Source organism: Paenibacillus sp. J22R98, from assembly GCF_059383835.1.
Window position 1 is genome coordinate 189,296 of record NZ_JBXENW010000008.1, and the last position, 19,870, is coordinate 209,165.

The window sequence follows — 19,870 nt, forward strand, 5'->3', positions numbered from 1 at the left end:
ATGGGAATTGTACTCGATATTCATAAAAAAGACTACCTCCTTGGGAAGGAAGTAGTCTTGCGTAATGCTAACGAACCATACAGGCCTTATTGGGCTGGATTCCGGGTCTCTGAAAATCTAACGAACCATACGGGTCTTATTTCGAGAAAATCGACTCCCAACTGCCGAAAAACCGTCAAATAAGGCCACTACGGTTCGCTAGACGGGATGCCAAGCGCATAGAAACCGCTACCCATAACGGGTAGCGGTCCGAACGCAATACTGTACTCTTACTTGTTATCCATTGCCTTAAGAAGAATCGTCAGCATCTTCGCCGCCTCGCCTCTGGTCGCGCTTTGGTTCGCCGCAAACAGGTTGTTCGGCTTGCCTTGGATGATGCCGGCTTGCTGTACCTTCTTCACGGCATCTACAGCGAAGGAGGAAATCTTCGACTCGTCCTTAAAATGAACCAGTGCCACTTGCTGCTTCAACTCATAACCGAGCACTTCAGTGAGACGAACGAGGATTACCGCCATTTGTTCCCTAGTGATTTTGGCGTTCGGCGCGAAGGAATCCGCATCTACGCCGGATACAACCTTATTCGCTTGCGCCCAGGCGACGTACGGCGAGAACCAATCCGTCGGCTTCACGTCATTGAAAGGCGTGCTCGTGTACTTTGTCAAATCCGCCCCTGCCGCAATAGCGATGATTTTAACAAATTCACCTCGTGAGATTTCGTTATTCGGCGAGAATTGATTCTCACTTACGCCGTTGATAATGTCTTTACCTACAAGATAATAAATGTCGGATTTCGCCCAATGATGGTCCGCATCCTTGAAATCAACGACTTTTTGCGTCGTCAACACGTATTCCGCGGAATCCGCTGAGACGAACGGGATCGAAACTTGTCCCTTATCGTTAACGGTCAGTTCGGAAAGCAGCGTCGGAGCGTCCTCCGAAGATTTAACGGCATAGAAGAACAATTTCTTACCTGCGCGTTCGAGTCCTGCCGGTACGTCCAGCGTCATCTTACCAGGCAGCTTACCGTTATGATTCAGCGAAAGCCCGAGCACGACCTTATCCGAATTCACTTGCACCGGCGTTTCGATCTTCCCAACGGGAGCCTGCTGAGCGAGCTTCACGCCCAAGTCGAGCTTTTCCGCGACAGTCGGATTCGTTAGATCAGCCGCATGGATCGTCCACGTATAGTTGCTGCCCGCAAACGTCAACGTACCGTCCTTGGTTTGGCCAAGTTCGGCGAAGAGGTTGGACGGCACAACGCTATCCTTCGTGATGTCGATATTTTGGCCTTGATCAGGGATAACAGGTTGTTGGCCTGGCCCACTGACAGGCGGCGGCGAAATAACATCCAGTTGGGCTACTGCTTTCAGCCCGCCGAATTCCGCAGTAATCTCTTCATCGCCGATCTTGCTCGCCACCAGATCGCCTGCGTCTGTTTTGATGACATTGCCGTTTTTAAAGCTGAAGGAAACATCTTTCAGATTGAGCGCGTAAACCGAGCCGTAAGCGTCTGTAGCTTTGACCGTCGGAATGACTAGCTGGCCCATCACGGCTGTAGGGGCTACTGACATCTCGAGCTTCACCGGCTTTACTTCCGTCGGGCTTACAGTGTCAACCGTAATAGAGTTGCTTTTTCCGCCGGAAGTCGCAGTGATCGTTGCCGTTCCGGCAGCCTTAGAATTGATTACGCCGTTTTCATCAATCGAAACGACAGCTTCGTTGCTGGACTTCCAGTCGATTCCGACAAGACCGTTGTGGTTATTGATTTGAGTCATGTAGTTGGCTGGATACAATCTGAAGTCGCCAAACAAATCCAATTGGACTTTGGAGCCGATGACAGCCTTCATTTTGCCGGAAATGATCGCATCGTTTTTGACAAAGACATTCGTCACAAGCGGATCATACGAATATTTCATTTTGCCATTAACAATCGAGATTGTGCCGCTGCCCAGTATATCTCCTTCTCCATGCGTAACGTAGGTTTTGTTGGCGCCATTCCCGTTAATAATGTACTTCACGCCGCCAACGTCCCAGCTTTGAAGGGTATGAAGGTGCCCGAATACGGTGTAAACTCCCGAGCTCGGGTGTTGAGCTTTATATTGGCTTAATATGGACTCTAATTTACTTGCATCCACCGGATCCATTTCATGTTTGGTGCCGAAAGAATCCCGAGTAATAACGTGGCTCGTCACAAGGACATTAGGCTTTTTGTTCTTAGCTAACACCTCTTCCAACCAGTGGAGCTGCGTCGAATCGGACAGGGTTAGGCTTTGGATATACGCCGTATTGAGCATGATAACCAGCGTATTGCCAAAATCAAAGTGTTGAGTCGGCGAACCGAATTTCTTATAGAAGATATCCAACGTATTCTGGAAGGCTTCATGGTTCCCCGCCAAAACGAAATACGGTTTGTCTTTGAATGCTTTCAAATCATTTTCCGCGTCGTCATATTGCTTCTGAGATCCATCGTCCACGATATCTCCCGTGTGAATGACAAGCGACGTATCGTCCGCTTCCGCACGGGCAAACAGTTTCTGTTGGAATGGGCTATCGTGCGTATCCGGAATAATCGATATGCTGAAGTTATCTCCGTCAACAGGTTGAGGAATAGCTTGCAAAACCAACTGATCCGTATACGTAGGCATTACATTGCCGGCTTTATCTTTGGCATTGATCGTTAACGTGTAATTCCCGTTAGCCAAATCGCTTTCCGGCTCGGCATAGCCCCATCCTGTCAACGCATCGTAATAAACCGGCAAGTCCATCTCGTTCATTTTAACGGAAATGCTCTTTGGATCAACCTGCGATTTGTTATCCAGCAGCTTGAACGTAACTCTTGGCGTTGGCGTTTTGATTTTGACGTCTTTCGTTGGTGTAACGTCAGTCATCGTCGGAGCCAAGATATCCGGAGTCAGGTCCACGTGATAAGTCTTGTCAATATACGGTACGGACTGATTACCGGCCTTATCGTAGGCATCTACATATACGTTGTAGTCCCCCTCTGGCAGATCTTTCAATGTAAAGGACAGACGCCCCGTATTTTTGTCAAATGTATACGCTTGAGCCGAACCATTGACCTTAACGGTAATTTTGCTTTCATCTACCCCAGAGAGACTATCGGAAACCGTAGTCGAGAAATCAAGGGTATTACTGTATAGTCCATCCGACGATGGGCTTGTTTCCGTAAACTCCGGACCGCTTGTATCCGTAACTTCGTCCGTATAGATGAATTTCATATCATCGAAATATACCGAACCGGAATAAGCCGGTTTCGATTTAAGCGTCTCAACCATGTACAGATAGTTAAGACGGATCGGCAACTTCCAGCCCTCAGGAATCGGAAGTTCGATATACTTCCAACCTACCCAGTTGACGTCGTCGTTTTCCGTGGTGAGGTCCAACTGTTTGTTCGCGCCGGTGCCGTCTTGGAAAAACACCCGTAACCACGGAGCCTTGCCGTCACCGTATACCCAAATACCGAATTTTTTCGGATATACATCGGTCTTATAAGTCGTATCCATCTCCGCCGCAAGAGAATCCGGCCATTTCGTGCCCGTATACCAATGCGGGATCCAGTTCAATGTCCCATTTGAATTTTTGTTTGTCCACTTGTTAAGGTCATAATCCATTTTGAAGCTCCGGCTTCCCGAATGCTTAATCGTCGTGGAGAAGCTCAAGTACGGGCTGCTCCCGGCACTTCCTGCATATTGGGAAACACTTCCGTACCCGATTCCGCTAAGATGGTAGCCCTCAATCGGATACTTCTCAAAATCGTCAATCATCTGCTCTTTAATGCCGACCGTAACTAAGGTTGTTAACGTTTTTCCTGCTACCGTTACCGTTAGCGTTGCCGTTCCGTTACTATCGTTGGAAGTAACCAATCCACTCTCGCTCACGGTACCGATACTGCCGGAAAGGCTCCACGCAGCCACGGATGGGTCAATGTAGACCTGACCGCCGGTTGCATCGGAAGCTACAAACCCGAACTGCTTCTTCGCGTTATTGTTCATAACCACGTTGGTGCTCGTCAAAGCAACAGAAGCCACGGAAGCCGCATCCACGACCGTCACCTTCGCGCTGCCCTTCACGCCGTCGACCGTTGCCGTTACTTCACCGGTTCCGGTTTCGGCATTCGCGATATAATGACCGTTCTCGTCGATGCTTCCGAGTGTTGTCTCCCATTTGACGGAACGATTGCCTTTGTCAATCGGGTTGCCGAATTCATCCGTCAATCTGATCGAAAAGTCGGATTTAGAACCCTGCAAAAGCGTCGTGTTCTTATCTACGACAACATTGCCAACCGTCGTGCCTTTCGTAGCCGTGCTGACGAATAACAAGGAACTGGAAACGAGCCTTGATTGGCCGTCGCTAGGATGGTTAACAGTGGTTGGATGATCTGTCCCGGCTTCGCGAATGATCATCTCGGTTGAGCCGCCGCCGTCCATATTCACCGCATCGATGGCTCCCGCATCCTTCATATATTTCGCAAGGTTCGGAATATTGGAACCCGTGCTGTCCGTATAATTGGCACTAGGCTTGTCCACGGTAACTGCGATGACTGTTCCGTCTGCCTTAAGACCCAATGCCGTACGTCCGTTAGGAGCCGGATCACCGTCCAACAGCACTCCGCCGTCGCGTACAAGCCACTTGTTAGAGCTAATCGATGTCACGATATTGTTGTTTTTGATCAGATTGTTCTGTGCATCTTTACCTGCATATAAATCATATTGAAAGCTTACTTTCGTATCTTTTTGCAAGGACTGGACGAGTTGCTTCTGCGTCCCGTAGCCTTCCAATACGACGCAGTCTTCCGGAATATCGAAGCCTTCCGTATCGGTTACATTCACGATGGTACCCGTGTATTTCTGTCCAGGAAATACTTTGCCGTTGAAATGATCAACGCGGATCAGCGCATACGCAGAAATGCCTTGGTCCTCTTTATAGACATGTGTCATTTTATTCGTTCTTGTAATGGCGCTTGTTTGGATGACCAAAGCGTTGATGGCCACGTTGTTAGTTTTGTCGAAAAAGCCCGAGTTTCGATTGAACAAGTTCACATCGTAATTGGCGGTTTCGCCAATAGAAATTGTTCCTTTTGAGCTGACTTGATTAATATGGGGCTTATTTGCATCGTCCATATAAAAGCTTGCACGATAGCCACTGCTGCTAGGATCTTCTTTCTGGTTTTGGCTTGTAAGCAATTCGCCATCCTTCACGATCAAACCATCCGGAATCCCAGAGGCCGCATCTTGAATATCGTAAAAATCGCCATCGATTCCCGCAACGACCGGGTTGCCTCTCAGGATTTCCCGATATGCCATATCACCGACGGTTTGCACGGCATTAATGGTATCGAAAGCTTTACTAGTAATAATTCTTGTATGCGGATCGGACGGATCGATGTTCAGTCTGTTTACAACGACCCGACTACCGGTACCATAATAATCGTTGATATCTTCAGAGGTAAAATTAATGCCGGAGGAAACTTTCTCGTTTCTAATGACATGGACAATCTGATCTTGCGCGGAAACGGAATCACCTTCAGCTGCGAAAGCCTTAACGCCAATCAGGTTAGCGGTTGAAGTTACAAGCAGCAACACAGCTAACCATTTTTTTCTTTGCATTATTTTCATTTCTCCTTCAATTATGTCGATAAGATCAGATCTCACGTTTTGCTTAGACGGAACGGCAGCAGCATCTTTCTTTAGCCTCTTATGTTCTCCTCACCTCCGGTTGGCAGAACCAGGAGCATCCTGGAAACTACCTACTCATTTCTCGAAAAGTTTAATATAGCTACTTAACAATGCTCTTAAACTGTTAACGATAGTGTTACTATCCTTTTTATTAATATTAAGGTTTCGCCCCTTAAAATATAGTAATGTACAAATTTAAGACAGTAATAGATATGTATGCGAATCCAAATCAGGTGTATTGTAAAGGTTGCTCATCATATTATTAATTAATTATTTGCATTGTTATTAATTATCCCTACTTGAAAAAGAGACCTCTCAACAGATTCAGAGAGGTCTCTTTTTACACCTGTGGTCAACATGTGGTCAAACGGTCTTTGACCGCAAAAAAGAGGCTTCGAAAAAGTTCGGAGAACTCGTTCGAAGCCTCAGCTTTAAGCGTTACCAACGGTTACATATAAGAGGCACGTCTGCTACTGAAACAATTTGGCATACAACGCTGCCACTCCTCCGGCAAGCCCTTTTTGTACGTTCCGGCTCATTTCATCAGCGAGAATTTCATAACTCTCAGCTTCGATTCCGTCTATGGCGATTCGCGCTATATCCTTTGGATCGGACTTAGGGGCTTGGATGTTAGCTACCATGTCCGTATCCATATAACCAACATGCAAACCTGCTACTTTGATGTTTTTAGGCGCTAAACTCAAGCGTAAGGAATTGGTTAAACTCCATTCAGCTGATTTTGCCGAGGAATAAGGGCCATGTCTTTCGCTGCTAACCCACGAAAGTACGGACAAAATATTAAGGATAGTGCCGCCGCCGTTCTTCTCGATCAACGGAGCGAACGCTCGAATCGTCGCTAACGTTCCAAAAACGTGTGTATCGAATACCATGCGAATTTCTTCAAGCTCACCTGTTAGGAAGGAAGCGTCCGTGTCAGAACCGGCATTGTTGATTAGAACGGTGATGTCCCCTGCAGCCTTCGCGGCCGAAACAATCGAATTCGGATCAGTAATATCAAGCTGCAAAGGATGGGCACCTGGTAAATCAACGGAAGCCGGGTTCCTGGCTCCGGCATACACTTTTGCTCCTCTGGCCAAAAGCTCTTGAGCCAACTGATTTCCAAGACCGCGATTGGCGCCGGTGACTAAAGCTACTTGTTTCGAGATATCCATGGTTTCATTTCTCCTCTTCTCACTGATGCAAGTTTTTTTTATTTAAATAAATAAATTAGCAAACATGCGATGATAAAGTAGCCTCATGAGCTTATCCCATCTAGGTAAGAAGCTTCGAAATGCGTTGTTTAATTCTGTTGAAGGAACTTGTGGATATTTTACTTAGCCTGCCGAGCGGGCCTGCGAAGGAATAATGCAAGCACCACGCCACAAATCGCAAACCAAGCGATGATAAAGTAGGTGTCACCGAATGCAAGAGCAGACTCCCTCAATTTATCGGCGCTCGGCCCGGCTTCTACCATACGTGTCCCAATTCGTGAAGTTAAATATCCCGTAAAGGCAGCTATTGCAAACGAAACGACTACTTGTTGTGTTGCTGAAGTCAGTGGTGTTACTCGGCTTATCAGATTGCGCGGAGCTGATTGCAGCACATGCGTGTTAATCGTCATCATCGATAAACCCATCCCGCTTCCCATCAAAAACATGGGAATCATTAATCCAATTGGCGGGGTGTGGATTGTGACCCTGGAAAGAAGTAATATCGCAACGGACACAAAGCTCAAACCTGTAACGGCTAGTGGCCTTGCGCCAAATTTGTCAGCCAACTTCCCCGATATAGGCGAAAAAATCAGAGCCCCCAGCGAACTAGGGAGAGCGATTGACGCGCTTACGAGCGGTGTTCTACCTAATACTCCTTGTTGATATAAGGGGAGCAACAGAACAGATACGAACATGGAAATTTGTAAAAGCCAAGATAGCACAATCCCCCGAATAAAATCGAATGATTTAAATACACGCAATTCGAGTAGAGGCTGCTTATGTCGTAACTCTGCAATAATGAATAGGATTAGGGCAACGCCACCGATGGCTAGTCCAGTTATAGCTTTAGTAGAACTCCAATCACTCCCGCCTTCACTTACTCCATAAGTAAGCATGGTAAAGGCAATTGGGCCAAGAATCATGCCTAAGACATCCAATGTCGCCGTCTTATGACGCTCAATTTTCGGTAAATATTGAATGCCTATAACAATAGCTGCAATGCCGATTGGAATATTAATAAAGAAGATCCAATGCCAAGATCCAATGCCAATCAACCAACCTGAAATTAACGGGCCTGTAGCAGGAGCAACCAGCATCGGTATTCCAAGAACTCCCATTACAGCCCCCTTCTTTTCAGGAGGTGCCAGCCTAAACGCCAATGCCATACCGATAGGTGCTACCATTCCACCGCCCAAACCCTGTAAGATGCGGTAAAACACAAGCTGTGCAGGCGTTTGAGCCAACGTACAGAGTACAGATCCAATCATAAAAAAAGCAATTGTGATGAGAAAAATTTGTTTAGCTCCAAATTTATCAGTCATCCATCCAGCTAAAGGGATCACAGTAGCTAACGCAAGCGTGTAGCCGGTAATCGCCCAACGAATGGATTCTAAAGAACTATTGAAGTACTTTTCTAAAGTAGGTACTGCAACGTTAATGACCGTGGTATCCAAGAGCACCATAATCATTCCAATCATTACGGCAAGCAATGGGGCAATGATCGATTTGATTGAGAATGCGGGTTTATCAGCTGTTGTTATCATTGAATAAATTCCTCTCGTTGTCCGATTGACGAATCTATTATTGCCCTTTGCTTTAACTGTAGTGTACCCATTTCTTTTCTTCTCAACGGGGACCTAAATCGAAGGGCTATCCATATTGCCTTTGATTATTAGGGACAGCCCTCTATACTTCTCACTTACAATTTTATCCGATAAATGCTTCCTTATTTGCTTGAGCAAAAGCCTCAAACGAGGTTGCTTTACGACCGGTAATTTCTTCTACCGCACTGGATACTTTTGCTGTGTATCCTTGCTTCACCATTTGATAATGCTCTAACAAGCCCTCGATAATTTCAGCAGGCATGCCTACTTTTTGCATCGAAGCGCGATAAGCCTCTACCGGTACATCAACGTACTTAATTGTTTTTCCGGCTACCGAAGAAAGAAAATCTGCAATCTCTGAGCCGGAGAGTGCTTCCGGACCAGACAAGTAATAAGCCTTGTTTTCGTGGCCTTCCTCCGTTAAGACATGATAAGCAACCCGGGCAATATCTCGCGCATCGATGTAAGCCGATTTCCCTTCGCCATGCGGTTCATACAAGGCTCTCTGATTACGAATCGTATAGGAGCTAAACTTAACTAAGTTTTGCATAAAAGTATTTGCCTGTAAGAATGTATAAGCTATACCCGACTGCTCTACTTCTTTCTCGGCAGCTCTATGCCACTTGGCCAATGTATCCATTTCAGACCCGCCACCGGATAACTTTACAAGATGTTTCACGCCGGCTTGTTTAGCGGCACGAATAATCGAAGAAGAAAGCTCCACCATATTCGGAACAAGCGGTGTTGCAAAGTAAACTTTTCGGATGCCTTTCATGGCATGTACCAATGAGTCCACATCATTCAAGTCGGCTTGTACCAATTCGACTTCCAATGATTGCAGTTCGCTTGTGTTGCTTGTCGAACGAACGGTAACACGCGTTTTATGGCCGTTCTTCGCCAGAAGTTTCACCAATTCCCTGCCTGTTGTTCCTGTAGCTCCAATTACTAAGATATCTGCACTCATTTATATTAGCTCCTCACATTGGTTGTTTTAATTACACTTTCATTATGATTGTAACCAGTATAAAATTGAAGTACCGACTTTTTTGTATGGTACTAACCAAAAAGTAAGTATGAGGTGATCGAACATGAAAGATAAAGAATTCACTTGTCCTGTAGAAGCCACGATTGATGCGATCGGCGGCAAGTGGAAACCATTGCTGCTATGGCGTTTGAGAGAACAAACGTTGAGATTCGGCGAATTAAAGAAACTAATTCCCTCCATTACCGAAAAAATGCTCACGCAGCAGCTTCGGGAGCTTGAACTTGATGGCTTAATTCATCGCGAGGTATATCCGGTAGTCCCTCCCAAGGTTGAGTATTCCCTTACCGAGTTCGGGGAGAGTCTAAGCTCGATTTTAAATAAGATGTTCGAGTGGGGGGTAAATTATATGGAGATGAATAAAAAGTCACCGTAAATTAAACCGAGTTAGTGCGGAGTCTTCAGTTTAGCAAAAGCTGAAAAAGACGCCTCATAGGTGCCATATCATGTTTACTCTACAATTTTAAGAGATCTTGGCCGAGCCTTTCTCGGCATCAACGAAAAAAGAGGCCTCCCATAAGTTCAATGAACTCATGAGAAGCCTCTATTTGCTGCCGATGATACCCTTTAGTTACCCTCAGAATACCCCGACACCTTAAAACCCTTATAAATCAAGGGCTAAGGGCATGAATTACATCATGCCGCCCATTCCGCCCATGCCACCCATGCCGCCCATGTCAGGCATGCCTGGTTTGTCTTTTTCCGGTTTGTCAGCTACTACAGCCTCAGTTGTCAGGAACATAGCTGCAACGGATGCTGCGTTTTGAAGTGCGGAACGTGTTACTTTTGCAGGGTCAACGATACCTGCATCGAACATGTTAACCCACTCGCCAGTAGCTGCGTTGTAGCCGATGCCGATTGCTTCTTTTTTCAGACGCTCCACGATAACGGAGCCTTCTTGACCCGCGTTAGCTGCAATTGTGCGAACTGGCTCTTCCAACGCGCGAAGCACGATGTTTACGCCTGTTTTCTCGTCTCCTACAGCATTAACTGCTGCAACTGCTGCGTATACGTTCACGAGTGCAGTACCACCACCGGATACGATACCTTCTTCCACTGCTGCGCGAGTGGAGTTCAAAGCATCTTCGATGCGCAGTTTGCGCTCTTTCAATTCCGTTTCGGTCGCTGCGCCAACTTTGATGACAGCTACGCCGCCAGCAAGTTTAGCAAGACGCTCTTGCAGCTTCTCACGGTCGAAGTCGGAAGTTGTTTCTTCCAGCTGCGCACGGATTTGGCCGATACGAACGTCGATGTCTTTCTTGTCGCCAGCACCATCAACAAGGATTGTGTTTTCTTTCGTAACACGGATTTGACGAGCTGTACCCAGTTGGTCAACAGTAGTAGCTTTAAGCTCAAGGCCCAGCTCTTCTGTGATCACTTGGCCGCCTGTAAGAGCAGCGATATCGCCAAGCATTGCTTTACGACGGTCGCCGAAGCCAGGAGCTTTAACAGCTACGCAAGTGAATGTACCGCGCAGACGGTTAACGAGCAATGTTGCCAATGCTTCGCCTTCAACGTCTTCAGCGATGATCAGCAATTGCTTGCCGGATTGTACAACTTTCTCAAGAACCGGAAGGATCTCTTGAATGTTGGAGATTTTTTTATCCGTGATCAGAATGAATGGGTTGTCCAGGACAGCTTCCATTTTATCTGTATCTGTGATCATGTAAGGGGAGAGGTAACCGCGGTCAAACTGCATACCTTCAACCACTTCAAGCTCCGTTACGAAGCCTTTGGATTCTTCAACAGTGATAACGCCGTCGTTGCCGACTTTTTGCATCGCTTCTGCGATCAATTGGCCGACTTCGTCGTCAGCGGAAGAGATCGAAGCAACTTGCGCGATCGATTGTTGGCTTTCGATTGGCTTAGCAATCGCTTTAAGCTCTTCAACCGCTGCACGAACTGCTTTCTCGATACCTTTGCGGATAACCATCGGGTTAGCGCCTGCAGTTACGTTTTTCAAGCCTTCGCGAATCATCGCTTGTGCAAGAACGGTAGCTGTAGTTGTACCGTCACCGGCAACATCGTTCGTTTTAGTAGCTACTTCTTTAACGAGCTGAGCACCCATGTTCTCGAATGCATCGTCAAGCTCGATTTCTTTCGCGATGGAAACACCATCGTTCGTGATCAATGGGCTGCCGAATTTCTTCTCAAGCACCACGTTGCGGCCTTTAGGACCAAGTGTAACCTTAACGGCATTTGCAAGTGCATCAACACCGCGCAGCATTGCGCGACGAGCGTCTTCGCCGAATTTAATTTCCTTCGCCATCGTAGATAACCTCCCAGTTAATCATTAGTTTAAGTAAAAAGCGTTACATGTATGTGGAGTCAGCACGAAGGCTTAACCCAGGATCGCGTGAATGTCGCTTTCTTTCATAATCAAAAGCTCTTTACCTTCGTATTTCACTTCGGTACCTGCATATTTGGAGAACAATACGCGGTCGCCTTCCTTAACTTCAAGCGCAATACGTACGCCGTCCTTAACCGCTCCGCTGCCTACAGCGATTACTTTGCCTTCTTGCGGCTTTTCTTTAGCTGTTTCCGGCAACAAAATGCCGCTAGCAGTCGTTTCTTCTTTCGCGATTGGTTCGATCAATACGCGCTCACCCAAAGGTCTGATCATGAAAAATAGCCTCCTTTTGATATTAATGCTGCAAATTGTTTGTCCCGTTAGCACTCACAATCATCAAGTGCTAATAACATTTCTAATAATACCGATTTTGATTGCAGATTTCAAGTCTCTCGCACTCAATTTATATGATTTTTACATTCCATTCCTGGAGGAATGCGGCCATCATCCATGTACAAGACGCCAAAAAAGCCGGCTTTCGCCGACTTTCCTAATTCTCTCCGTATTCTTCTTCCCAAGCCTGAGCAGCCTTCAACTGTTTCCGATAGACGACACTCGAGAGCATCACGCTGATTTCATAGAGCAGAATAAGCGGGACAGCCACTAAGGAATCGGATATGAAATCCGGCGGCGTCACGACGATTCCGACGATGATCAATAAGAAATACGCCAGACGTCTCATTTTCTTAAGTCGCTTCGGGTTCACGATGCGCAGCTGCGTCAGAAACATAATGACGATCGGCAGCTCGAAGAGCAGCGAAATCGGAATAAGGATGTTAAACAGAAACGTGAAGTATTGAATGATCCCGTAGTTCTCTTCCAGGTTCAGGTGCTTCGCCACATCGGTCGTAAAATTAAACGCCATCGGGAACACTACATAATAAGAAAAGGTTAAGCCGATTAAGAACATAATCAGCACGAATGGGACAAACAAAAGCGCCGCACGCTGTTCCTTGCGACCAAGTGCAGGCCGAACGAAAGCCCATAACTGATAAGCCGCTGCCGGCAATGCAAAGATAAGGGCAATGACAAGGGCAAATTTCATATACATGCCAATACCGTCCCACAAGGAGAAGGCATAGAATTTCATGCCCTTAACCGGTTCTTGGTCCAGCAAAAATTTATAAACCGGATTGGCCAAAAAGAGCCCGATAACCATCCCAATGACGAGGATGACCAGAATGATAATAATTCTGCGTCTTAGCTCGCCGATATGATCGAACAAGGTCATTAACTGATCGCCGCGCGCCGATTCCTTCTCGGCCGCTTCATCTTTCTCAACCACTGCAATGCTCACCTCTTCTCACGCCTGAAAACAGCTTGTACCGCCGCCCTATCTCGGGCAGTAGTCATCAATCATAAAAAAAGCGGGCCCCACTTACTCTGGGAGCCGCTTTTCGTCTTTTTGCTCATCGCGGTTAACTTCAACCCGACTCACTGGCTTGCGGTTGCGATCATCATCGTCTTCCATGATTTCTTTCGCACCGGCTTTAAATTCCTTCAACGTACGCCCGAAAGCGCGTCCGAGCTCAGGCAGCTTATTCGGTCCGAACAACAACAAAGCGACAAGTGCAATAAGTAGAAATCCTGTTACGCCAATTCCACTAAACATCGTTGGTAGCCTCCTTTACATGTCGAGTTATACATACACGGAATCCCGCTCGCTTATACGAGCAGAAAGAAATAATACGCTTCGCCCGGGTACATCTCTCACATCATCGGATTAGCAGCTGTTTAAGCCGCCGTATCCCATGGAGACAATGTCCTCTCTGGTGATGATATCGCCTGCCAAGACACGCGGTAGTAACACATTAAACGAAGTATAAGGATCATGCATGACGCAGCCTGGGAGCCCCATAATGGGAACGCCGTTCAAATAGCCCATAAGCAGCATCGATCCCGGAAGCATCGGTGTTCCGTAGCTGACAATCTGTGCACCGGACTCTGCAATTGCTGCAGGCGTACGGTCATCTGGATCCACTGACATCCCGCCCGTTACCACTATCATATCATAGGACTGCTGCAGCAAGTAGTGTATTTCCTTGACAATTATATGGCGTTCGTCCGGTGCAAAACGCTGCTCCATAACTTGGGAACCGAGCGACTCCACGATGCGTCTGACAGCTGGCCCGAACTTATCTTCAATACGGCCGGAGAACACCTCGCCGCCTGTCGTTAACAGTCCAATTCTAAACTTGCGCAGCGGCTTGAGACGCAGCGGCGATTGCCCTTCATGCTGCGCGCGGTAGCTGCTGATCAGCTCCTCCACCGCCTGTACTTTCGCCTCCGGCACGACGAGCGGGATGACCCGTGTCGCGGCTAGCTGACCGCCGGGCATTACGACCGCATTCGTACGCAGCGTAGCCAAAGCGATTTCGCCTAAATCATTAATTGCGTGAACGATTGCCGGATCGATCTCCGTTATAGCAGGCACATCAAGCGCTGACTTTACCGCTACCTTACCTTCATGGGGCTCTGATAGCTGCAGACCTTCACTCTGAAGCGCTGCCGCCATTCGCTTCGCTGCATCGTCTTCATGAAGCTCACCTTCGCCAAGCTCCATAATATAAATATGCTCCTTGCCTATATCAAGGAGCTTCGAAATGTCATTCTCTTCAATAACATGTCCCTTTTTAAACAATCTGCCTTTAAATTGCCCGGGAATAATTTGAGTTAAATCATGAGCGAGCCGCAAGCCGATCGCTTCTTGAACCGGCACTTCCTTGAGAATCGTTCCACTCTTCGGCTTCGTCATTCGTTGTGCTCCCCCATTCGTCCCGAGAGGATGTTGAGCGCGTGAGGCAGCTGGTCCATAATCGCCATCAGATTCTCATGCACACCTTTGGGACTGCCCGGCAAGTTGATGATGAGCGAGCGGCCGCGAATGCCGCAAACACCGCGCGAGAGCATCGCCCGTCGTGTACGCTGCATAGCACCCATGCGCATCGCTTCTGCAAGTCCCGGCACGAAACGGTCAATGACCTTCATCGTGGCTTCCGGTGTCAGATCGCGCGGAGCAAGTCCCGTTCCGCCTGTCGTAATCACGAGATCCGCTTGAAAATAATCCGTCATTTCTATAAGAGCAGCCATGATTTCATCCTGTTCGTCAGGTACAATCCGGTAATCGACAATTTCGCCGCTAAGCTCCTCTTCCACCAGTTCCCGAATGACCTGTGCACTGGTATCTTCCCGCTCGCCGCGCGATCCTTTGTCGCTGGCTGTCAACAACGCCACTTTCCACCGCATGAGCTTCTCCCCCGTTCACATTTTCGAAAAAGATATGTCATGTACAGCATGAAACCTAAATGCCATTAACGTTATACACTGTGGAGTACTACGCTGCGCGTACGGATCATTGTTCCGATCGCTGTTGTCCCCCGGATTTATTTGATTGTATAACCGATGTATCGGTTATAATCCGGGGGACAAAGGCGATCGCTGACGCTTCTGCACAACGATTCCGCCCGCTCCGCGCTGTACTCGGTGCATCGTTTCATGCTCTATCGATTTTATCGCTTATAATCGCCGTTCTTGCCGCCGCTCTTCTCTGTCAGCATGGTTGGCCCGATCACCATATCCTTCTGCAGCGCCTTGCACATATCGTACACGGTCAGCGCAGCCGCCGAAACGGCCGTTAGAGCTTCCATTTCCACACCGGTTTTGCCGGTGGTCTTAACCGTTCCTTCTATGTACAGCTCATCCTTGCCATTATCTGCGAAAGCCAGGTTAACGCCGGTCAGCGGAAGCGGATGACACATCGGAATCCAGTTCGCAGTATTCTTCGCCGCCATGATGCCGGCCACCTGCGCAACGGCCAGCACATCTCCCTTGCCGATTGTGCCCGCTTTGATGCGAGATAATGTATCCGGCGCCATCGTAACCGTTGTACGCGCGACAGCGATGCGGGAAGTGATCTCCTTATCGGACACATCCACCATCCGAGCGCGCCCTTGTTCGTTGAAATGCGTCAAATCCACGCGCCTAGCGCCTCCTTGTTAGCCCTTGTTCAGTAATGACTGCATCCACATAGGCATCATGCTCATCCATAGGAATAGGAGTATCATCCTCCACCCACTGGGCCTCATATCCTAAACCGATCCACTCGGGCATCGGTCTGCCGGACGCAGCCGCAAGCCCTCTCATCAGCTCATGGAACCGGTCATAATAACCGCCTCCATAACCTAATCGACCGCCGCGTTTATCAAATGCAAGTCCCGGTACGAACACAATGTCCGGCATAAAATCCGGTTCGCAGCGCTGTGCTGCCTGAGGATCAGGTTCCTTAATGCCATAAGCGCCGGGCATAAGTTCATCCCAGGCTCGCAGCCGGTATAGCTCCATCCCTCGGCTCGCTTGAATGCACCTCGGTGCGGCAACTTCGATTCCTTTGCGCCAGCACCACTCGATGAGTAGGGTGGGGTCGAGCTCCGAGCGAAAAGGAACATAAACCATTACACTGCAGACCACCTTGCCCGGTCTTGCCTGCAGCCATTCTACCGCTCGCTGACAGGCCGTATCGGACCAGGCCAAACGCAGCTGTTCAGGGTAGCCGTCGCGTTTCTTAGTCGCTGACAGCCGGGCTGTTTTCTTCTCCGATTGACTCATTCATGGTCACCGCTTTGCCTCTTATTGGCCGCAATGGCGTAAGTTTCAGTCATAGTTGTTATTTAGTTTACCACTGTTGCCCAGATTTCGCCAATAAGGCAAAGGCATCCCAAATTGGTGCCCGGAGGCGTGAACATTGTCGCGTTATGCGTCTTTTTCATGTACACTAAAACGTATAGGAATTCAACTTATTTGGAGGTTTCACGTATCATGCTTCTTCAAGTATCCGATATATCCAAAAGCTACGGAGTTAGCAGTGTGCTCTCGTCCATCACCTTCCAAGTGCAGCCTCGTGAGCGGGTTGGGCTGGTCGGTGTCAACGGCGCAGGCAAATCGACGCTGCTTCGTATTATCGCCGGGGAGATGTCTGCCGATTCCGGTACCATCTATAAATCCAAAGAAACAACCATCGGCTATCTCGCGCAGTCCAGCGGCCTGCAGTCTGATCAAACCATCGATGCAGAGATGCATGCCGTATTTGCTCATTTGACGGAAGCCGAACAGGAGCTTCGCGCACTGGAGCAGCAAATTGCCGATCCGAAGCTGCACGAGGATGCCAAGCAATATGAGGCCGTATTGAATCGGTATTCCGCACTCTCCGATTGGTTCCGCGAGAAGGGCGGCTTTGAGGTTGAAACGAAGATCCGCGGCATTTTGCATGGGATGGGCTTCGGTCAATTCCCTCCGGATACGATCATCTCGACATTAAGCGGCGGGCAGAAGACACGTCTGGCACTTGCGCGCATTTTGCTGCAATCCCCCGACCTGCTGATGCTCGATGAGCCTACGAACTATCTGGACATTGAAACGCTCACTTGGCTGGAGGATTACCTGCGCGGCTACGATGGCGGCATTCTGGTCGTATCCCATGACCGGTATTTCCTCGATGCGGTCGTACAGACGATCGTTGAAATTGAGCGCCACACGGCCAAACGCTACACCGGCAATTACTCCCGTTATATTGAAATCAAAGCAGCTGAGTACGAAGCGCAAATGAAGCAGTTCGACAAGCAGCAGGATGAGATCGCCAAGCTGGAGGACTTCGTGCAGCGCAACATCGTGCGCGCCTCCACCACGAAGCGTGCCCAGAGCAGACGCAAAGCGCTGGAGAAAATGGACCGACTCGACAAGCCGCTCGGCGACTTGAAGAAAGCGAATTTCTCCTTCGAGATTGAACGTCAAAGCGGCAATGACGTGCTGGATGTCCGTGATTTGTCGATTAAATTCCAAGAGAAATCCGACCCATTGTTCCAAAATGTATCATTCCGTCTGGAACGCGGCGAAAATGTTGCGCTTATTGGACCGAACGGGATCGGCAAATCGACATTGCTGAAATCACTTGTTGGCCAACAGCCTTATGAACACGGCACGATTCGCTGGGGCACCAACGTTAAGATTGGTTATTATGACCAAGAACACACCGGACTAAACCACGCCAATACGGTGCTAGAGGAGCTCTGGGGCACTTACCCTTCTATAGAAGAAGCACGTATCCGCACCGTCCTTGGCAACTTTCTTTTCAGCGGTGACGATGTGAAGAAACGGATCAGCTCGCTAAGCGGCGGAGAACGCGCACGCGTCTCGTTGTCGAAGCTGATGCTGGCACGCGCCAATATGCTCATTCTCGATGAGCCTACCAACCATTTGGACCTCTATAGCAAAGAGGTGCTGGAGTCCGCGCTTATGGATTACGATGGCACGCTGTTGTTCATCTCCCATGACCGGTACTTCCTTAACAAAATGGCGGAACGGATTGTCGAACTGGAGCCGCAGGGAACACAGCATTTCCTGGGAAATTATGACGAAATGATCCAGAAAAAACGTGAAAACGATGAACTGCAGATGGAAACGCTGTCATTTCCGCAAGGAAAACAGGGGAAGCCTACAGCAGCGCCGGATCCGGCCCCTGTTTCCTCTTATGAAGCCGACAAACAAGCGAAGCGTGACGAACGCAATCGCCAGCGTAAACAAGAGCAGCTGGAGAACGAAATCGCCCGGCTTGAAGGCGAAATCACGGCACTCGAGGAGCAGCTTGTCGACCCTGAAATCTATAACGATTATGTGCGCGTGCAGAATATCCAAACGGAATTGGATGGACTCAAAGCGCAGCTGCAAACCGTTTACGAGTCATGGGAAGAGCTGCTGGCTTAACAACGCCTTCGATTGAGCGATGCTTATTGCCAGCTCTCTAGTACTCCGTCTACCTACCGGCCAGCCTGATTTCAGCCATGATTTTACGTCGTTTGAGCAGATAAAATAAGAGAAGTGACCCTAATCCGAATCCGGACAGCACACCTGCTGTCCGGATTATTGCATTCCAGCCGCCAATCGAGATTAGATGGCGTAAACCTTCTACGGCATGCACCTAGTGACTGATTCACAGCAGACAGCTTGCCACTCCAATTTCCCCATTCCGCAGCAACACGCTCCGCATATGTATTCATCATCGCGATTCCTTTGTTCAGCTCATCTGCGCCGGCTGTAAGTGCTCCCCGACTGACAGCTTCGTGAGGCGTTATGAGCTTGCTTGCGATTCGTTGCGATCCAATACGTCTCGTCACTTTTTACTAATTTGTCCGTAAGCTCCTGCCCAAATTACGTTGTTCGCCACTGCGCTTCGCTCCGATGTCCTCATTTACACAGCGGCAGAACCAGCAGCCCTAACAGTGAGATGCGCACAGCTCGGGAAATCCACATCGTTTTCGCATCAAGCCAGGCCAGTCTCAGACCGCTTCTACTCTCACTCATGTTGTTACCGCTCCTTTGGCATCTTCTGAGAACTAGCATTCTCCCCAAGGATAGGAAACATGCTATGCTTTCAGCCCGAACGGGACAACTTTGCAATCTATCCCCCTTGTCCACAGACATATCCACAGTCCGGGATGAATTGTGCGGCAATTCTGGCACTATTAACGACGTAAAACAATAATAAATTTAACGTTTCTTTAACAATTCATCGGATGTGGATACAGACGGTTGCATTTTACCCACATTATCAACATTATCCACAGTTAGACTGTGAAAAACTTATCCCGAATTTGTTCACATTGTAAATGCCCGATTTATGCGGGTTTCCCATGTTTATGCACATTCCCTGTTGTAATTGTGGGTAACCTTGGGGATAAGTGCAAATGTTACGATGAAAGAACAGCATTATTGGCGTTTTTCGGGCTAACGAACCGTGAAGGCCTTATTTAGGTGAACTATAATGCTAACCGGATCTAACGAACCGTGGGGACGCTATTTAGTGGAAATGAGGCGATAATAGGGGTCTGGACACGAAATAACGCCTGAAGAGATCGTTAGAATTTCAAAGGGTGTCATTTCACTGAAATAAGCGCTCTGGGGTTCGTTAGAGTTCTTGG

General features: G+C 48.3%; 15 protein-coding genes. 2 read left to right on the forward strand and 13 right to left on the reverse strand.

From position 1 onward, the window contains the following. Positions 1-269: 269 nt before the first annotated feature. The 4 genes from AC50Y3_RS21940 to AC50Y3_RS21955 all read right to left on the reverse strand — a co-directional run bounded on the left by AC50Y3_RS21940 (position 270) and on the right by AC50Y3_RS21955 (position 9,472). Positions 270-5,624: an S-layer homology domain-containing protein gene (locus tag AC50Y3_RS21940; RefSeq protein ID WP_494820855.1), complete on the reverse strand. Its 5,355-nt coding sequence runs from the start codon at positions 5,622-5,624 to the stop codon at positions 270-272. Positions 5,625-6,163: 539 nt separating this feature from the next. Then, positions 6,164-6,865: an SDR family oxidoreductase gene (locus AC50Y3_RS21945; protein ID WP_494820856.1), complete on the reverse strand. Its 702-nt coding sequence runs from the start codon at positions 6,863-6,865 to the stop codon at positions 6,164-6,166. Positions 6,866-7,023: 158 nt separating this feature from the next. Continuing rightward, entirely contained in the window at positions 7,024-8,448 is a 1,425-nt protein-coding gene (locus AC50Y3_RS21950) for an MDR family MFS transporter (RefSeq protein WP_494820857.1), read from the reverse strand. 163 nt (positions 8,449-8,611) lie between these two features. Beyond that, positions 8,612-9,472 carry an SDR family oxidoreductase gene (locus AC50Y3_RS21955; RefSeq protein ID WP_494820858.1) on the reverse strand — a complete coding sequence of 287 codons (861 nt, stop codon included), beginning with the start codon at positions 9,470-9,472 and terminating at the stop codon, positions 8,612-8,614. Between the two features lie 124 nt (positions 9,473-9,596). Between AC50Y3_RS21955 and AC50Y3_RS21960 the strand changes: the two genes are divergently transcribed. After that, the gene (locus AC50Y3_RS21960) at positions 9,597-9,926 is read left to right on the forward strand and encodes a winged helix-turn-helix transcriptional regulator (protein WP_494820859.1); all 330 of its coding nucleotides are present in this window, start codon (positions 9,597-9,599) and stop codon (positions 9,924-9,926) included. A gap of 255 nt (positions 9,927-10,181) precedes the next feature. Here the strand turns inward: AC50Y3_RS21960 and groL are convergent, their stop codons facing one another. The 8 genes from groL to AC50Y3_RS22000 form a co-directional block, all read right to left on the reverse strand. After that, positions 10,182-11,819 (reverse strand): chaperonin GroEL, encoded by a 1,638-nt coding sequence (groL, locus tag AC50Y3_RS21965; RefSeq protein ID WP_091223635.1) that lies wholly within the window; start codon positions 11,817-11,819, stop codon positions 10,182-10,184. A gap of 72 nt (positions 11,820-11,891) precedes the next feature. Continuing rightward, positions 11,892-12,173: a co-chaperone GroES gene (gene groES / locus AC50Y3_RS21970; RefSeq protein ID WP_090983460.1), complete on the reverse strand. Its 282-nt coding sequence runs from the start codon at positions 12,171-12,173 to the stop codon at positions 11,892-11,894. Between the two features lie 217 nt (positions 12,174-12,390). Then, positions 12,391-13,131, reverse strand: coding sequence for a twin-arginine translocase subunit TatC (tatC, locus tag AC50Y3_RS21975; protein WP_494820984.1), 741 nt, complete (start codon positions 13,129-13,131; stop codon positions 12,391-12,393). A gap of 147 nt (positions 13,132-13,278) precedes the next feature. After that, the gene (locus AC50Y3_RS21980; RefSeq protein ID WP_494820860.1) at positions 13,279-13,512 is read right to left on the reverse strand and encodes a twin-arginine translocase TatA/TatE family subunit; all 234 of its coding nucleotides are present in this window, start codon (positions 13,510-13,512) and stop codon (positions 13,279-13,281) included. A gap of 111 nt (positions 13,513-13,623) precedes the next feature. After that, entirely contained in the window at positions 13,624-14,655 is a 1,032-nt protein-coding gene (locus AC50Y3_RS21985; protein WP_494820861.1) for a molybdopterin-binding protein, read from the reverse strand. Next, complete coding sequence (locus AC50Y3_RS21990; protein ID WP_090983463.1) at positions 14,652-15,146, reverse strand: MogA/MoaB family molybdenum cofactor biosynthesis protein; 495 nt, start codon at positions 15,144-15,146, stop codon at positions 14,652-14,654. Before AC50Y3_RS21990 ends, AC50Y3_RS21985 begins: the two co-directional genes overlap by 4 nt. Positions 15,147-15,409: 263 nt before the next feature. Then, positions 15,410-15,877: a cyclic pyranopterin monophosphate synthase MoaC gene (moaC, locus tag AC50Y3_RS21995; RefSeq protein ID WP_494820862.1), complete on the reverse strand. Its 468-nt coding sequence runs from the start codon at positions 15,875-15,877 to the stop codon at positions 15,410-15,412. A 4-nt stretch (positions 15,878-15,881) separates the two neighbouring features. After that, complete coding sequence (locus AC50Y3_RS22000; protein WP_494820863.1) at positions 15,882-16,505, reverse strand: 5-formyltetrahydrofolate cyclo-ligase; 624 nt, start codon at positions 16,503-16,505, stop codon at positions 15,882-15,884. Between the two features lie 210 nt (positions 16,506-16,715). On the opposite strand from AC50Y3_RS22000, the gene abc-f reads away from it, so the two are divergent. Continuing rightward, the gene (gene abc-f, locus AC50Y3_RS22005; RefSeq protein WP_494820864.1) at positions 16,716-18,656 is read left to right on the forward strand and encodes a ribosomal protection-like ABC-F family protein; all 1,941 of its coding nucleotides are present in this window, start codon (positions 16,716-16,718) and stop codon (positions 18,654-18,656) included. 83 nt (positions 18,657-18,739) lie between these two features. Here abc-f and AC50Y3_RS22010 read toward each other — a convergent pair whose 3' ends face one another. After that, complete coding sequence (locus AC50Y3_RS22010; RefSeq protein ID WP_494820865.1) at positions 18,740-19,066, reverse strand: hypothetical protein; 327 nt, start codon at positions 19,064-19,066, stop codon at positions 18,740-18,742. Between the last annotated feature and the right edge of the window lie 804 nt (positions 19,067-19,870).

Bases quoted from the DNA above. Each gene is read 5' to 3' on its own strand.
- AC50Y3_RS21940 (WP_494820855.1), bottom strand. From the start codon at position 5,624: ATGCAAAGAAAAAAATGGTTAGCTGTGTTGCTGCTTGTAACTTCAACC.
- AC50Y3_RS21945 (WP_494820856.1), bottom strand. From the start codon at position 6,865: ATGGATATCTCGAAACAAGTAGCTTTAGTCACCGGCGCCAATCGCGGT.
- groES (WP_090983460.1), bottom strand. From the start codon at position 12,173: ATGATCAGACCTTTGGGTGAGCGCGTATTGATCGAACCAATCGCGAAA.
- AC50Y3_RS22000 (WP_494820863.1), bottom strand. From the start codon at position 16,505: ATGAGTCAATCGGAGAAGAAAACAGCCCGGCTGTCAGCGACTAAGAAA.
- AC50Y3_RS21955 (WP_494820858.1), bottom strand. From the start codon at position 9,472: ATGAGTGCAGATATCTTAGTAATTGGAGCTACAGGAACAACAGGCAGG.
- abc-f (WP_494820864.1), top strand. From the start codon at position 16,716: ATGCTTCTTCAAGTATCCGATATATCCAAAAGCTACGGAGTTAGCAGT.
- AC50Y3_RS21990 (WP_090983463.1), bottom strand. From the start codon at position 15,146: ATGCGGTGGAAAGTGGCGTTGTTGACAGCCAGCGACAAAGGATCGCGC.
- AC50Y3_RS21950 (WP_494820857.1), bottom strand. From the start codon at position 8,448: ATGATAACAACAGCTGATAAACCCGCATTCTCAATCAAATCGATCATT.
- AC50Y3_RS21980 (WP_494820860.1), bottom strand. From the start codon at position 13,512: ATGTTTAGTGGAATTGGCGTAACAGGATTTCTACTTATTGCACTTGTC.
- groL (WP_091223635.1), bottom strand. From the start codon at position 11,819: ATGGCGAAGGAAATTAAATTCGGCGAAGACGCTCGTCGCGCAATGCTG.
- AC50Y3_RS21985 (WP_494820861.1), bottom strand. From the start codon at position 14,655: ATGACGAAGCCGAAGAGTGGAACGATTCTCAAGGAAGTGCCGGTTCAA.
- tatC (WP_494820984.1), bottom strand. From the start codon at position 13,131: ATGACCTTGTTCGATCATATCGGCGAGCTAAGACGCAGAATTATTATC.
- AC50Y3_RS21960 (WP_494820859.1), top strand. From the start codon at position 9,597: ATGAAAGATAAAGAATTCACTTGTCCTGTAGAAGCCACGATTGATGCG.